This window comes from Acinetobacter sp. YH12211 (genome assembly GCF_013418015.1).
Classification (GTDB): Bacteria; Pseudomonadota; Gammaproteobacteria; order Pseudomonadales; family Moraxellaceae; genus Acinetobacter; species Acinetobacter towneri.
Genome location: NZ_VPCW01000009.1, coordinates 55,064 through 70,250, shown reverse-complemented (window position 1 = coordinate 70,250; position 15,187 = coordinate 55,064). Strand labels below are relative to the sequence as shown.

14 protein-coding genes are annotated in these 15,187 nt (G+C 41.6%); 5 read left to right on the top strand and 9 right to left on the bottom strand.

Annotated features, from left to right (window positions below):
* Positions 1–152 precede the first annotated feature (152 nt).
* Both FTU98_RS06840 and ppsA read right to left on the bottom strand, forming a co-directional pair.
* Positions 153–950, bottom strand: a complete 798-nt coding sequence (locus FTU98_RS06840; RefSeq protein ID WP_004973172.1) for an RDD family protein — start codon at positions 948–950, stop codon at positions 153–155.
* Positions 951–1,024: 74 nt separating this feature from the next.
* A complete protein-coding gene (gene ppsA, locus FTU98_RS06835; RefSeq protein ID WP_004973175.1) occupies positions 1,025–3,403 on the bottom strand; it encodes a phosphoenolpyruvate synthase in 2,379 nt (792 codons plus the stop codon).
* 155 nt (positions 3,404–3,558) lie between these two features.
* Between ppsA and FTU98_RS06830 the strand changes: the two genes are divergently transcribed.
* Positions 3,559–4,395 (top strand): pyruvate, water dikinase regulatory protein, encoded by an 837-nt coding sequence (locus FTU98_RS06830; protein ID WP_004973178.1) that lies wholly within the window; start codon positions 3,559–3,561, stop codon positions 4,393–4,395.
* Positions 4,396–4,509: 114 nt separating this feature from the next.
* On the opposite strand, the gene FTU98_RS06825 is transcribed toward FTU98_RS06830, so the two are convergent.
* The 4 genes from FTU98_RS06825 to FTU98_RS06810 all read right to left on the bottom strand — a co-directional run bounded on the left by FTU98_RS06825 (position 4,510) and on the right by FTU98_RS06810 (position 7,703).
* Positions 4,510–5,064 carry a hypothetical protein gene (locus tag FTU98_RS06825; RefSeq protein ID WP_004973179.1) on the bottom strand — a complete coding sequence of 185 codons (555 nt, stop codon included), beginning with the start codon at positions 5,062–5,064 and terminating at the stop codon, positions 4,510–4,512.
* Between the two features lie 244 nt (positions 5,065–5,308).
* A complete protein-coding gene (locus FTU98_RS06820) occupies positions 5,309–6,313 on the bottom strand; it encodes an LLM class flavin-dependent oxidoreductase (protein WP_004973182.1) in 1,005 nt (334 codons plus the stop codon).
* Between the two features lie 221 nt (positions 6,314–6,534).
* Entirely contained in the window at positions 6,535–7,032 is a 498-nt protein-coding gene (locus FTU98_RS06815; RefSeq protein WP_004973185.1) for a hypothetical protein, read from the bottom strand.
* A 245-nt stretch (positions 7,033–7,277) separates the two neighbouring features.
* Positions 7,278–7,703 (bottom strand): glycine zipper 2TM domain-containing protein, encoded by a 426-nt coding sequence (locus FTU98_RS06810; RefSeq protein WP_004973189.1) that lies wholly within the window; start codon positions 7,701–7,703, stop codon positions 7,278–7,280.
* 386 nt (positions 7,704–8,089) lie between these two features.
* Between FTU98_RS06810 and prfA the strand changes: the two genes are divergently transcribed.
* On the top strand, positions 8,090–9,178 hold the full coding sequence (gene prfA / locus FTU98_RS06805; protein ID WP_004973192.1) for a peptide chain release factor 1: 1,089 nt from the start codon (positions 8,090–8,092) through the stop codon (positions 9,176–9,178).
* Entirely contained in the window at positions 9,178–10,008 is an 831-nt protein-coding gene (gene prmC / locus FTU98_RS06800) for a peptide chain release factor N(5)-glutamine methyltransferase (protein ID WP_167846066.1), read from the top strand. The genes prfA and prmC overlap by 1 nt, the downstream gene beginning before the upstream one ends.
* A gap of 114 nt (positions 10,009–10,122) precedes the next feature.
* Here the strand turns inward: prmC and FTU98_RS06795 are convergent, their stop codons facing one another.
* The 3 genes from FTU98_RS06795 to FTU98_RS06785 form a co-directional block, all read right to left on the bottom strand.
* Positions 10,123–11,034: a bestrophin family protein gene (locus tag FTU98_RS06795; protein WP_004973196.1), complete on the bottom strand. Its 912-nt coding sequence runs from the start codon at positions 11,032–11,034 to the stop codon at positions 10,123–10,125.
* 203 nt (positions 11,035–11,237) lie between these two features.
* Positions 11,238–11,588 (bottom strand): hypothetical protein, encoded by a 351-nt coding sequence (locus FTU98_RS06790; protein WP_104852119.1) that lies wholly within the window; start codon positions 11,586–11,588, stop codon positions 11,238–11,240.
* Positions 11,589–11,848: 260 nt separating this feature from the next.
* Positions 11,849–12,874, bottom strand: a complete 1,026-nt coding sequence (locus FTU98_RS06785) for an AraC family transcriptional regulator (RefSeq protein ID WP_178865887.1) — start codon at positions 12,872–12,874, stop codon at positions 11,849–11,851.
* 142 nt (positions 12,875–13,016) lie between these two features.
* Between FTU98_RS06785 and FTU98_RS06780 the strand changes: the two genes are divergently transcribed.
* Positions 13,017–13,787 (top strand): 3-hydroxyacyl-CoA dehydrogenase, encoded by a 771-nt coding sequence (locus FTU98_RS06780; protein ID WP_180050778.1) that lies wholly within the window; start codon positions 13,017–13,019, stop codon positions 13,785–13,787.
* Positions 13,788–13,935: 148 nt separating this feature from the next.
* Entirely contained in the window at positions 13,936–15,072 is a 1,137-nt protein-coding gene (locus tag FTU98_RS06775) for an acyl-CoA dehydrogenase family protein (protein WP_004973203.1), read from the top strand.
* Positions 15,073–15,187: the final 115 nt, after the last annotated feature.

Below are 15,187 nucleotides of genomic sequence, written 5' to 3'. Positions count from 1 at the left end.
AAACTAAGCTACACATAAAGCGGCTTTAAGTGGAGGGAATGAAAACCAATTTTTATACTCGGAATTATTTGTGTTAATTTTAATTTATTTATATTTATCAATATTATAAGAAAAAAGGGATGATCAATCATCCCTGAATAAATAAAATCAAATTATTGCTTTACGACTTTGGTTTTGGCGAGTTTATCGTGCAAAGCCTGTCGTTTTGCACCAAATGCAAAGCCATAATCTAAAATTGTGATGAAGGGCATAAACATCATATTCAAAATAATGAAAATGATAGAGCGAATAGTAAACACACGCATTAGGCTGACTTTTTCATCGGTTTCAGCATCGACAATCTTAATTTTAGTCAGACGTTTGCCAATACTTTGTCCAGTTTTAGCCAGCAGGAAGGCTTGTATGCCCAGCATAATCAATAAATAAATTGCCACCGCTTGCCAAGCTTGCATTGGAATGAGCTGAAAGAGTTCAGTTTGCAATTGCATGGCTTGATCAGACGTTGTCGCTGCCTGCATTTTTTGTTGTAAACCAGACAATTGTTCAAACTGGTCCGCATTTAAGAAAAAAGAGGGAAGTGCTGCTGCAGGCAACCATAACAACATGTCTATAATTTTGGCTAAAGCACGTTGGTTAATGCTCGCCAATTCATTTTTTGTTGCCTGTGTTCTTGAATTTGATGATGCTGAGCTTGGTCGTGATGTGTTTGTAGCCGTGTAATCTGTATTTTGAAAAGGTGAATGTTCAGGGGCAGGTGGTGTGCTGACGTAGCCTTGTGGTTCATATACAAGTTTACCTTGGGTGAGTTCACCTAAAGCTTTCCATTCGCTCATGCCTTGGTGCCAAGCCAAATCTGTCAGCAACACTTGTTGGCTGGCGAGCATTTGGTTGAGCTGCTCTAAGGTGTATGGCCCAGCTTGTTGATTATTTCGTGCCAAGTAAATTTGCATAAATATAAAATCTCAAAAAATGAATTTGAAAAAAAACCCACGCAGGTGCATGGGTTTTCTTTTAACACGTTTTACTACGCTTGTTGAGCTTTTTCTTCAGAAAGGAAGAACCAAGTGTCTAAAACTGAGTCTGGGTTTAAAGATACAGATTCAATACCTTGTTCCATTAACCAACGTGCAAGGTCAGGGTGATCTGAAGGGCCTTGACCACAGATACCGACATATTTACCTGCTTTACGGCATGCGTGAATTGCCATAGAAAGTAATGCTTTCACTGCAGGGTCACGTTCATCGAACAGGTGAGAAACAATGCCTGAGTCACGGTCTAAACCAAGTGTTAACTGAGTTAAGTCATTTGAGCCGATAGAGAAACCATCGAAGTGCTCAAGGAATTGTTCAGCCAACAATGCGTTGGTTGGTAATTCACACATCATGATCACTTTCAGACCATTTTCACCACGTTTTAAACCATTCAGCGCAAGCAATTCGATCACACGTTTTGCTTCAGCAACGGTACGTACAAATGGAATCATAATTTGTACGTTGGTTAAGCCCATTTCGTCACGTACTTTTTTCAAGGCACGACATTCAAGCTCGAAGCAGTCACGGAAATTGTCAGACACATAACGACTTGCACCACGGAAGCCCAACATTGGGTTTTCTTCTTCTGGCTCATATAACTTACCACCAATTAAGTTTGCGTATTCGTTTGATTTGAAGTCAGACATACGCACAATCACTGGTTTGTCAGCGAATGCAGCAGCAAGGGTAGAAATACCTTCAACCAATTTTTCTACATAGAATTCGATTGGCGATGAATAGCCCGCAGTACGCGCCATAACTGCTGCACGTGTTTCACGTGGTAAGCTGTCAATATTAAGCAATGCTTTAGGATGCACACCAATCATACGGTTGATGATGAATTCTAAACGTGCAAGACCAATCCCTTCGTTTGGAATTTGAGCAAAGTCAAATGCGCGGTCTGGGTTACCAACGTTCATCATGATTTTGAACGGAAGTTTAGGCATAGATTCGATTGAGTTCTTTTGAACTTCAAAATCTAAAGCACCTTCATAAATGAAACCTGTGTCGCCTTCGGCGCAAGAAACTGTAACTTCCTGACCATCAGTCAAAACTTCAGTTGCATTACCACAACCTACAATTGCAGGTACGCCTAATTCACGGGCAATAATTGCAGCGTGACAAGTACGACCACCGCGGTTAGTGACAATTGCAGCAGCACGTTTCATCACTGGTTCCCAGTCTGGATCAGTCATGTCTGAAACAAGAACGTCACCTTCCTGAACTTTGTCCATTTCTTTAATAGACGTTACAACGCGGACTCTACCAGAACCGATACGCTGACCAATTGAACGACCTTCACAAATGACCGTACCTTTTTGTTTCAATAGGTAGCGTTCCATAGTACCGACGTTTTCACGGCTTTTTACAGTTTCAGGACGTGCTTGAACGATGTAGATTTGACCGTCATCACCATCTTTTGCCCATTCAATATCCATAGGCGCTTGATAATGTTCTTCAATAATTAACGCTTGTTTCGCTAATTCTTGTAGTTCGTGATCATTTAAAGAGAACTGTTGGCGATCTTGTTTTTCAACATCGACCACAACTACAGATTTACCAGCCGCGCCTTCTTCACCATAAATCATTTTTTGGTGTTTAGAGCCAAGGTTACGACGTAAAACTGAGTGTTTGCCTGCTTTTAATAAAGGCTTAGAAATATAGAATTCATCTGGGTTAACTGCACCCTGAACCACCATTTCACCCAAACCATAAGAAGCAGTAATGAATACAGCATCACGGAAACCAGATTCTGTATCTAGGGTAAACATTACACCAGCAGCGCCAGTTTCTGAACGTACCATACGTTGTACGCCTGCAGACAAAGCAACGACATCGTGGTCAAAGTTTTGGTGTACACGGTAAGAAATCGCGCGGTCGTTGTACAAAGATGCAAAAACTTCTTTAATGGCAATTAATACGTTGTCAATGCCACGGATGTTTAGGAATGTTTCTTGCTGACCTGCGAAAGATGCGTCTGGTAGATCTTCTGCAGTTGCAGATGAACGAACGGCAACCGCGATGTTTGGGTTGCCGTTAGAGAGTGCTTCAAAAGCAACTCGGATTTCTTGTTCTAGTGATGCAGTAAGCGGAGTGTCGACAATCCATTGACGAATTTTTGCACCAGTTTCAGCAAGCGCATTCACGTCATCTACATTGAGTGTTTTTAGCTCTGCTTGAATTTTAGCGTTTAGGCCACTTTGCTCGAGAAATTCACGATAAGCAGCAGCTGTTGTTGCAAAGCCACCTGGTACCGATACACCAGCATTAGATAAGTGGCTGATCATTTCGCCCAAAGATGAGTTTTTCCCACCCACGAGCTCAACATCGTGTTTCCCTAATTTTTCCAGACCAATTACGCGCGCTTCCAAAGTTGTTACTCCACTTTTGCAGTATTAATCACTATCTTGTCATGAAATTATAATAAATCTACTTAGCAATTTGGTTTTACTAAGCGACAGTCATGTAAGATCGGTTTACTATAAAGATTATATAGCACTAAGACAAATGTTTAAGGAGAATTTTAATGTCAGATGGTAAACAAATTAAGCGGAGTGTTTTTTTTATTTCCGATGGAACTGCAATTACGGCTGAAACCCTTGGACATTCACTCTTAGCGCAATTTCCAAATGTGGACTTTGATATTCATATTCATCCTTATATTACGTCTGAAGAAGCGGCTATGAATGTGGTGGCAGAGATTAATGCCCGAGCACAAATTGATGGTCAATTACCTTTGGTGTTTGATACCTTGGTTGACCAATATGTGCGTGACATTATCAACACTGCCAAAGCAATTAATTTAGATGTATTTGAAGGCTTAATTAGTAAGCTTTCTGAAGAGTTAGGAACACCACCAACCACTTTGGTCGGGCAGACGCATGCCGTAACAGATTCTGAATCTTACAAGGCACGTATTGATGCGGTGCATTTTGCCTTAGATAACGATGATGGCGCACGTACACGCCATTACGACAAGGCCGATCTGATTCTGATTGGGGTGTCGCGTTCGGGTAAAACGCCAACTTCCATCTACCTTTCTTTACAGTTCGGGATTCGTGTGGCGAACTATCCATTGACTGAAGAAGACCTCGATGACAACCGTTTGCCAGCCGTATTAAAGCCGCATAAACATAAGTTATTTGGCTTGATGATTGATGCTGAACGCCTTGTGGCAATTCGTACTGAACGTAAAGCCAATAGCCGTTATGCAAGTTTTAATCAATGCCAAATGGAATTGCGTGCGATTGAAGGTATTTATATTTCAGAAGGGATTAAATATTTAAATGTTTCAGAAATGTCGATTGAAGAAATTTCAACACGTGTTTTACAAATGACAGGTTTAAAACGTCGTATTGGTTAATGAAACTATATGTATTAAAAGAGCCAAAATTTTATTTTGGCTCTTTTTTATTGGATTTAAATAGAATAAAAATCAAGCTACTATTTATTTAAATGATAATGCTTTTAGTGTGACTTAAAATGTAGTGATAATGGTATCAATTGGATGTTCTTGTCCATCAATACTATGCACGCTATGTGCACAGACTTTGACAATTGGCCAAGTAATCAAATGGCAATTTTCGCGTTGTAAAGCTGAATAATAATGATCAGATTTAAAATAGCGTTGATGTGTATCTGCAATGTTTGGTGTGAGTTGACGTTTAAGCCACGTGTCTTTGACTTGAGCATCTAAAAAGCGTAAAGCCAAAATATTTTTGACGCGGTTATTAAACAAACGTCGATTTTTAAACACCAAAGGATGGCTAATTAGGCGATGGATGCCACGTTCTGTACTTGGCAGGACAAAATGCGGTGCAATTTGAAAGACTTGAACAGATGTTGCTTGCTGACAAATTCTATCGAGTTGTGCCACGCTGTCCTGATTTGCACCAATAACTGCAACGCGTAAACCTGTGAAGTCATGCTGTTTGATTTCAGTTGCAGGAATGCATTCGCCTTGGAATTCTTGAAAATCTGCCAAGCAGTTTTGAAAAGCGTGTCTATGTACGTCGTGTTTAGGACTGACCATGCTGAATCTCTTGATATATTCATTTTATAAATTAGAACATTTACTCTATTTTGTTGGGACAGTACTGTTTGGTAAAGTCTTTTGTGCAGGCGAGCCAGTCATTCCTAAAGATTGAAAATTAATTCAACTGAGATTACTGAGATTTAAGCGAAAGAGAACAAGAAAACGGATTTAAGTTATTTATTTTAAATGTTTTTAATTGATGAAACCTTGTAGCTCAATAGAACTACAAGGTCGGAGCTAATTAAGTATCTAACTTCATTTGCATGAGCAAATCAAAGTTATGTAAGCGTTTTTCTGTGTCATAGATGTCACAGGTAAAAATAAACTCATCGACATCATACTTCGCCAATAAGTTTTCCAATCCTGCTTTGACAGTCGCCTTTGAGCCAATTTGCGCCATGGCATAAAAACTATCAACTGACATTTTTTCTGCAGGTGACCATAAGCCATCCATACTTTCGACTGGAGCTTTGAGTTTTAGGCTTTGTCCACGCATTAAACCTAAAACACGCTGATAGGCACTAGTCGCCAAAAATTCTGCTTCTTGGTCGGTATCTGCAACCACTGTTGGCACACCCATAGACACATAAGGCCGCTCTAAATATTCTGAAGGCTCAAAATTGTCACGATATAACTGAATGGCTTGAGCAAGCATACGCGGGGCGAAGTGTGAGGCAAATGAGTAGGGTAGTCCTAATTTTGCAGCAAGTTGTGCGCTAAATAAACTTGAACCAAGCAACCATACAGGAACGTGTGTCCCTTGTCCTGGCGTAGCAACAATACGTTGTTGTGGTTCAGCATCTTTAAAGTAATGCAAAATTTCTAAAACATCTTGCGGAAATTGATCTTCAGTTTCCTGTCGCCCACGACGCAGCGCACGCATGGTCACTTGATCTGTGCCTGGTGCGCGACCTAAACCGAGTTCAATACGGTTAGGATATAAAGTCGCTAAAGTTCCAAACTGTTCAGCGACCACTAACGGTGCGTGGTTGGGGAGCATAATACCGCCAGAACCGAGTTTAATTTTTTGCGTATTTGCTAATAAATAACCCAAAAGAACTGCGGTTGCTGAGCTGGCAATGCCATCCATATTATGATGTTCCGCCAACCACAAACGGTCATAGCCGAGTTGTTCTGCGTGTCGTGCTAATTCAAGTGCATGATGCAGTGAAAACTGTACTGATTGATCATCACGTACAGGTGCGAGTTCAAGAATGGCAAATTTTGTGTCTTGCAGGGAACGCATCATTTATTCCAGCTTGATTAAAGAGAGTTTTATCATACGATGCTGCACTGATTTTGTATATCGAAAATTTTCGATATATGGGCGAGTCATGAGATATTGCCATTTAACAACGCGCGACATTCATCCAAAAAGCACGCTTTATAAAAAAACATTTATCCAAGCAAGTAGTCAGCAAACAAAAAGCACCCGAAGGTGCTGATTGTTAGAAGTATCGTGAGAAATTAACGACGTTTACCATTTTTATAGTGACCTAAATGTAAGCCATTGTCTTTGCGGTAACGGTCATTATAACGGTAGTCATTGTAGCGATAGCCACGGCTATCATAGCGGCGGTCATAACGATCATCACGACGGTCTTCACTAACTTTTTGACCTAATACTGCACCACCTGCAGAGCCGAGTCCTGCACCGACATAGCCACCATTGTTGCCTGCCATATTGCGACCAACGCTATATCCACCTGCACCGCCCAAGGCAGCACCAATCATGGCACCGTTACGGTCACGTTTATTGGCAGAAGCTGCAGCACCGCCCGCACCACCAATGGCTGAACCAATCATCGCGCCTGTTTGTCCACCCATTTGTTGACCAATTGCTGCTCCGACAGCACCACCCAAGGCAGAACTTACGGCAACACGTGTATCGTTTGCATGCGCAGTACTCATAAGCAAGGCAGAACTTGCGATAACGCTACCCAATAAAATACGATTAAGTTTCATGCGGATGCTCCAAATATTGATTAATATGTTTTGTAATGAAGATATAGAAACAGATGGCAAAGATCGTGAAGGGCAATGAGGTAAATCTGCAAAGTTTGGTAAAGACTTTGTAATTGCACTGCTAAATTTCTTCATATTGATTATGGTCGTTTTTTTGAACTGATATATGAAGAAAAATTAATCCTATAAAAAAGCATCAAACCTGTGTTGATGCTTTTTTGCTGCTCTATGCCTATCGTTCAAGATTAACGACGGTTGCGTTTTTTCTTCCATTTACGTTCTTGATAGCGGTCATATTCTTTATCTTTCGAGATTTTATTGCCGAGTGCTGCACCACCTGCTGCACCTAAAGCTGAACCAATATAACCACCATTGGTACCGCCCATATTTTTACCTACGGTATAACCCGCACCACCACCCAAAGCACCACCAATTGCAGATTCAGTACGATGACGCTTATCACTCGCCACGGCTGCACCACCAGCACCGCCTAAGGCAGCGCCTAGTGTTGCACCCGTAGTACCACCCATATTTTTACCAATAGCTGTACCTGCAACACTGCCTAAAGCACTGGCTGCGGCAACGCGCGTAGTATTGTCTGCATAAACGTTGGCACTGAGCATTGAAGCTGTGGCTAAAGCTGCTGTCATTAACATTGCATTAAGTTTCATGTTGAACTCCATGTCCATTTATAGGACTTATTTATGATCAATTTTGATGGGCTCAATTTAACAAAGCGCCGCTTTTAAAATGTGGAGAGTGCAGACGAGATTGGTGTTCTTTGGTGTGGGCTTTGTATGAGTTTGATTAAAATTGCTAAAAAAATGTCCAAATGCGGATGCTAATTGCGGTACTTGGTGAGTTGTACATTCACCGCAATGCACAGCATCATCAAGCAGAAATACTGCTAGAACATCTGCAGATAGGCATTTCAAACATCGTACAGACTTAATAATGATGTTATTTGGGTGGTAGAATCGGTAAACTATGCGCAATTTTTTATTTCGCTGTGCTGCGTGTTGCATGTAACAGCCTTTGCATTGAGATTTTTTAAACAATGAAAGAATCGTTACGTTTACGATTAGATCAGCTTTCTGACCGCCATGAAGAATTGACTGCTTTGTTGGCAGATGTTGAAGTGATTTCAGATAACAAGCGTTTTCGTCAATTATCACGTGAACACAGTGATTTAGACGAAATTACGGCAGTGTGGTCACAATACACACAAGCCGAAGCCGATATTGAAACAGCCGAAGCAATGTTGTCTGATCCTGACTTTAAGGAAATGGCGCAAGAAGAAATTAAAGACAATAAAGCGCTGATTCAGCAACTTGAAGCTGACTTAAATATTTTAATGATTCCAAAAGACCCGAATGATGCCAACTCGGCTTATTTGGAGATTCGCGCAGGGACAGGTGGCGATGAAGCCGCGATTTTCTCGGGTGACTTATTCCGCATGTATAGCAAATATGCCGAAAGTCAGGGCTGGAGAATCGAAATTTTATCTGAAAATGAAGGTGAACACGGCGGATATAAAGAAGTCATTTGCTTGGTGAATGGCGAAGGCGTGTATGGCCGTTTGAAGTTTGAAAGTGGTGCGCATCGTGTGCAACGTGTTCCTGCGACTGAATCGCAAGGTCGTGTGCATACATCAGCGTGTACTGTGGCAATTTTACCTGAAGTAGATGTAGACACCACGGTAGATATTAACCCTGCCGATTTGCGTATCGATACCTATCGTGCTTCGGGTGCGGGTGGTCAGCACGTTAACAAAACCGACTCTGCAGTGCGTATAACCCACATTCCGACGGGTACTGTGGTGGAATGTCAGGAAGAGCGTTCACAGCATAAAAACAAAGCGAAAGCGATGGCGTTGTTGGCATCACGTTTGGAAAATGCCAAACGTGCTGCAGCAGATGCAGCAACTTCAGAAATGCGTCGTGATTTGGTGGGTTCGGGTGACCGTTCTGAGCGTATTCGTACCTATAACTATCCGCAAGGACGTATGACAGATCATCGTATTAACCTGACTTTATATAAGTTGGATGCGGTGATGGAAGGTGATTTAACTGAACTACTAGATAGTCTGCATCGTGAATATCAGGCAGATCAGTTGGCGATGCTTGCTCAGCAAAACGGTGGTTAATGAATATTGCGCAAGCCTTGGCGCTACGTGGTGAAGTCGATAGCTATGAGCGTCAAGAAAATATTTGGTTGTTAGAGCATTTTTTAGGACTCAGTGCGCTTGAATTAAAATATCGTGCAGATCAGGAATTGAGTGCCGCGCAAGAGCAGATGTATGTGCAGGCTTTGGCACGTATAGCAGCAGGCGAGCCTTTGGCGTATATCACAGGTTCACAGCCATTTTGGACACTGGATTTAAAAGTCACGCACGATACTTTGGTGCCACGTCCTGATACCGAGGTTTTGGTCGAAACTGTGTTGGCTTTGTCATTACAACGTGATGCTGTAATTGTCGATTTAGGCACAGGTACAGGGGCGATTGCTTTGGCTTTAGCATCTGAACGTCCAGATTGGCAGGTAACCGCAACCGATATTTACCTGCCAACGCTTGCAGTTGCTCAAGAAAATGCAAGCAAGCATGCTTTAAATCAGGTGCAATTTGCCCGTGGTGCATGGTTTGAGGCATTGGGTTCAGCAGCCGAGCCACGTTTTGATTTAATTGTATCTAATCCGCCGTATATAGATGCTAATGATGCACACATGTCTGCTTTGGCAGCAGAGCCTGAACGTGCATTGGTGGCAGCAGATCAGGGTTTGGCAGATATTCTGCAGATTATTTCGCAGGGTAAGCACTGGCTGAAAGCAAATGGATGGATTGCACTAGAGCATGGCTATGACCAAGCTTTAGCAGTGCAAGCGATTTTTGCAGAACACGGTTTTTCTGACATTCGTACAGTCAAAGATTATGCAGGCAATGATCGGGTGACTTTAGCACAATGGCTTGCTGGCTGATGTGTTATATCAGTTAAAAATCTTGTGAGATCTATTTATCAGCTTGCAAACATAGACGAATGATTAGCAAAGTTTAAGTGCAAGACCAATTTATGAGCCTCAACTCAACTGATGTCAGCTTAGGTTGCCTTTCACTGCCAAAATTGCAGGTGGCAGTTCTTCGCCAAGTGAACTCAGCATTTCCCGTTCAATTAATCGCACCATGGAGTTGAGCGGTAAATCATTGTCTTGCAGGCCAAAAGGTTCTTCAAGTTGTTCGCTGAGAGCATCTAAACCTAAGAATAAATAGGCAATTAAACCCACCAAAATTGGTGTCCAGATTCCTAAACTTGCTTCTAAACTAAAAGGCAGAATAAAGCAGAAGCAATACACAGTGCGGTGCAACAAGACTGAATAAGAAAAAGGCAAGGGTGTGCTGAGAATTCGATCGCAACCTGCTTGCACATTACCCAATTCAACAATATGTTGATTCAAGCCTTGATAAATAATATCGGAAATTTCACCTGTTTTCAGTGCGCTGACTAACTCTTTTTGAATGCTTTCTAAAATAAACTGTGCGGCATTAATATGCGGAAATAATGCTTCATAATCTGCAGATGTGAGGTTGACTTTGTTTTGATAAAAATCGATAGGTTGGTTTTGATTGCGTAAACGGTTACGCAATAAATTACTAAACAACATGACCCGATACATCAAGACCCGACGCTGTTGATCTGGCAGTACGTATGAGTCACGTGAAATATGCCGTGATGTTGCAATTAACGTCCCCCACAATTTTCGACCTTCCCACCAACGTTCATAACTGGCGTTATTTCTAAAACTGAGGAAAATAGACAAAATAATACCGAAAATGGTAAAGCCAATGGCTGGTACGCTCGGCACTTGAAAAAAGTGGTGAGAAGACAAATACACTAAGACCGTAGAAAGGAAGACCACAATTGCAAGTGCAGGTAAGACCGTGGGTAAAATTGTCCCATACCATGCAAACAGTAGGGTAAAACTGTTGTTTTTATTGCGAATAATCATCTTGATGCATCCTTGAAGCTGTCCTTAGTGTTTCATAGACAAACAACGCTTGGCAAGATGATAGCTAGCTTTTGATTCAAAAAGCAGCAAGCGGCTTAAAGTCAATTTTTCTTATTTATTATTGCAACAGCCAATAAAAAAGTGATGCCATGAAGACATCACTTTTTAAATACTTTCAGCAACTGAATGCTCAAAGTTTTAGCTTACATCGGGTAATCTTGCAAACAGTCTGGAATTTCAACTTGTGCCAAACTGTCTGTTTCTAAAGCTAAACATAGTGCAACAATTTTAGCGGTATCGCACAGGTGTTCATCTTTGAGTGCTAAACCTGCTTGTAAAGATTGTAAATCTTCTTGGCAAATATCTAGGGCTTGCGCTGCTTCAAGTGCATCTTCACGTTTGAAAAACGCAGACATGACATTGCGTAACTGTTCTTCTGAGGTATTTAGAATACTTTGATTGAGTAATTCATCTAATTGGTCAGAAGCTTGGTTGAGGGAGTGAGAGAAATTTTGAACTAGATTGTGTTCAAGTACATCCATCATCTTAAGCATGGGGAAACCTCCAAAGATGCTCGTACATTTAATATTACAGGGGGAGTATGACAGCCGAATTGCATAAAATTTATGCTTTAAATTGATTGAAAAGTAAACTAAATTTAATACTTTGACAATGCAGTGCCGATGAACGTCCAGTTCACTGCTCAACCTTGAAATCACAGCGATGAGTTTTCTTTTATAATTAAGTTGTTTGTAAAATACACAAAATAGTGGCTGAGTAGTAGGTGATAAGTCACGCAATTATGAGCTTTCAATTATGAGCTTTCGGTATATTGTCGATATGCACCAGGATTGACCCCAGTCCATTTTTTAAAGGCACGATGAAAAGCGCTAGGATCATGGAAATTTAATTGATCGCTAATTTCCTGAAGTGATTGTTGGGTTTTGCTCAACAATTCAATTGCCGTATCTCGACGGATTTCATTTTTTAATTGCTGATAGCTGGTGCCTTCCTGCTTTAAACGCCGTTGGAACGTCGCTTCAGACATATTGAAATGTTGGGTTAATTCGTTCAGTTCTAACCACTCACTCGGCGGCAATCGCATTAATTGTTTACGAATTTTATGACTCAGCGCATGTGGGTTTTTATAACGCACCAAAAGGTTAAAAGGTGTTTGTTTTAAAAAGCGTTTCCAACTTTTTTTATCCTGCTTGATTTTTAAATCAAGATGTTTTGCCTCAAAATAAATCTTATGCGCTGTACACGCATATTCAATTTCATCACAGAAACGGACACGATAATCAGCATCATCCTGCGGGGCAGCACATTTGAGTTGCATGTTTAAAATAGCGATACGTTGTCCTGTCAGCCAGCACATCAAGCCATGAATCAGCATTAAATAAGTGGCATAACTAAACATCGGTTTCACTTGATCTTTATCGTGAATGGTTAAGATTGCATATTCACCATCTACGTTTAATTCACCTGAAAAATCATCCAGTATTAAATTAAAGAAATTTAAAATGTCCTGTAATGCGGCCTTTAAATGCTCTGCTTGGTACACCCATTTAGACAAGAGTTGATAACTGCCACGACGCATAGCATGGCTGTCCATGCCAAAAAATTCATCGTTCATGGCATCTGCCAGTGCAATCCACAATTGACCATATTGCAGAATTGACACCCTCGCTTTGTTGGAATGTAACAGCTCTGCAGGAATACCCGCCGTCTGCAAAATCGCATGCGTATCCATACCGCGTTGCTGTGCAGTATGCAAAGCTTCATGGACTAAAGCAATTGAAATTGTACCTTTGCTGTAAGTGAGCTGAGTTGCATTCATGGGATGGCGTGGTATTCCATTTACAAGTTGAGTGTTCAAATACATCATAGTCGATGCAGGGTTTGGAAATTGTACTCTAGCTTGAGTGTGATTAATCTGTTTCTTAAGTTGTATCAACCTGAAAATTTATAAGGAAAATAAAATGAAAATTCAAGGAAAAGTCTGTGTGGTCACGGGTGGTGCATCGGGTTTAGGCGCTGCGACTGCACAACATTTAGTTGCGCAAGGTGCAAAAGTTATTTTGGTTGATATGAATCAAGAACTTGGGCAGCAGCTTCAACAGCGATTGGGCGAAAATGCAGACTTCGTAGCTGTAGACGTGACCGATGAAAACCAAGTACAGCAGCTTTTTAACTATATTGAGCAAAAATACGGACAGTTAAATGGCTTGGTGAATTGTGCAGGCATTGCACCGTCTGCCAAAGTCTTGGGACGTGATGGTTTGCATGATTTGGCAATGTTCCAAAAAGTGCTGAATATTAATGTCACGGGCAGTTTTAATATGATCCGTTTTGCGGCACAACTGATGGCGAAATATGACTTAGCCGCCGATGAAGAAGAGCGTGGTGTGATTGTGAATACTGCTTCGGTTGCAGCATTTGATGGGCAGATTGGACAAAGTGCGTATTCTGCATCGAAAGGTGCAATTGTGGGGATGACGCTGCCTTTGGCACGTGAATTGGCACGTGAAGCCATTCGGGTGATGACGATTGCCCCCGGTATTATGGAAACCCCGATGCTGAAAGCATTTCCACAGCATGTGCAAGATGCTTTAGGGCAAATGGTGCCATTTCCACCACGTTTGGCAAAGCCTGAAGAATTTGCGCAATTGGTGGGTCATATTTTTGAAAATGGTTATTTAAACGGTGAAGTGATTCGTTTGGATGGCGCAATTCGTATGCAACCGAAATAAGTTATGACGATGCTATATCCATAAAATAGCCTAAGCAAAAATTCAAGTATTGAAAAACTGGATACTAAAAAACCGTTGCAATACAGAACAAGGATGTTGCGCGCATTCCTGACAAAAACAACATCTACCATATACACAGAGGGTCACCATGATTTTAAGCCATGAACAAAAAATGATTCAGGATATGCTGCGCAGTTATGCACAGGAAAAGCTTAAACCAACTGCAGCAGCACGTGATAAAACTGCTGAATTCCCTGCAAAGGAGTTAAAGGAACTAGGTGAGCTAGGTGCTTTGGGCATGACCGTTGCAGAAGAATGGGGCGGTGCAGGTTTAGATTATGTATCTCTCGTTTTAGCCTTAGAAGAAATTGCTGCGGGTGATGGTGCAATTTCAACGATTGTGAGTGTGCAAAACTCATTGCCATGCGGAATTACACAACGCTACGGCACAGAGGCGCAAAAACAAAAATATTTAACTAAACTGGCAACAGGCGAATGGTTAGGCTGCTTTTGTTTAACTGAACCACAAGTCGGCTCTGATGCCAGCGCGATTGAATGTAAAGCTGAAAAAGATGGGGAGGATTGGGTTTTAAATGGCACCAAGCAGTTTATCACCACAGGCAAATATGCAGATGTTGCTTTAGTTTTTGCTGTAACGGACAAAACTGCGGGTAAAAAAGGCATTTCCTGCTTTTTAGTCCCGACGAACACACCAGGTTATATCGTGGCACGTTTAGAAGACAAAATGGGACAGCACTGTTCCGATACCGCCACCATCGTGTTGGAAAACTGCCGTATTCCTGCAGAAAACCTATTGGGGCAAGAAGGTGAAGGCTACAAAATTGCACTCTCTAATTTAGAGTCGGGGCGTATTGGTATTGCCGCGCAATCGGTGGGTATGGCGCGAGCAGCTTTAGATGCAGCCGTGGACTATGCCAATGAGCGTAAAGCTTTTGGAGTTGAAATTGTGCAACATCAGGCAGTCGCGTTTCGCTTGGCAGATATGGCAACACAGATTGAAGCTGCACGACAGCTTATTCTACATGCCGCAAGCCTCAAAGATGCAGGCTTACCGTGTTTAAAAGAAGCATCTATGGCCAAGCTTTTTGCTTCAACCATGGCAGAGCGTGTGTGTTCAGATGCGATTCAAATACATGGGGGCTATGGCTATGTATCTGATTTCCCCGTTGAACGTATTTACCGCGATGTGCGCGTTAGCCAAATTTATGAAGGTGCATCCGATATTCAGCGTTTGGTGATTGCACGTGAAGTGACTAAGCGTTAAAGCTGAGTATCTAAAACTTTAGTCGGTGTCCAAAGCTTGCAAGGTTATTGCAGGATGTGGAAATTGAGAAAATGTTCAAATCATGTTTAGCTAACTTGATTGAAAAATACGCGAA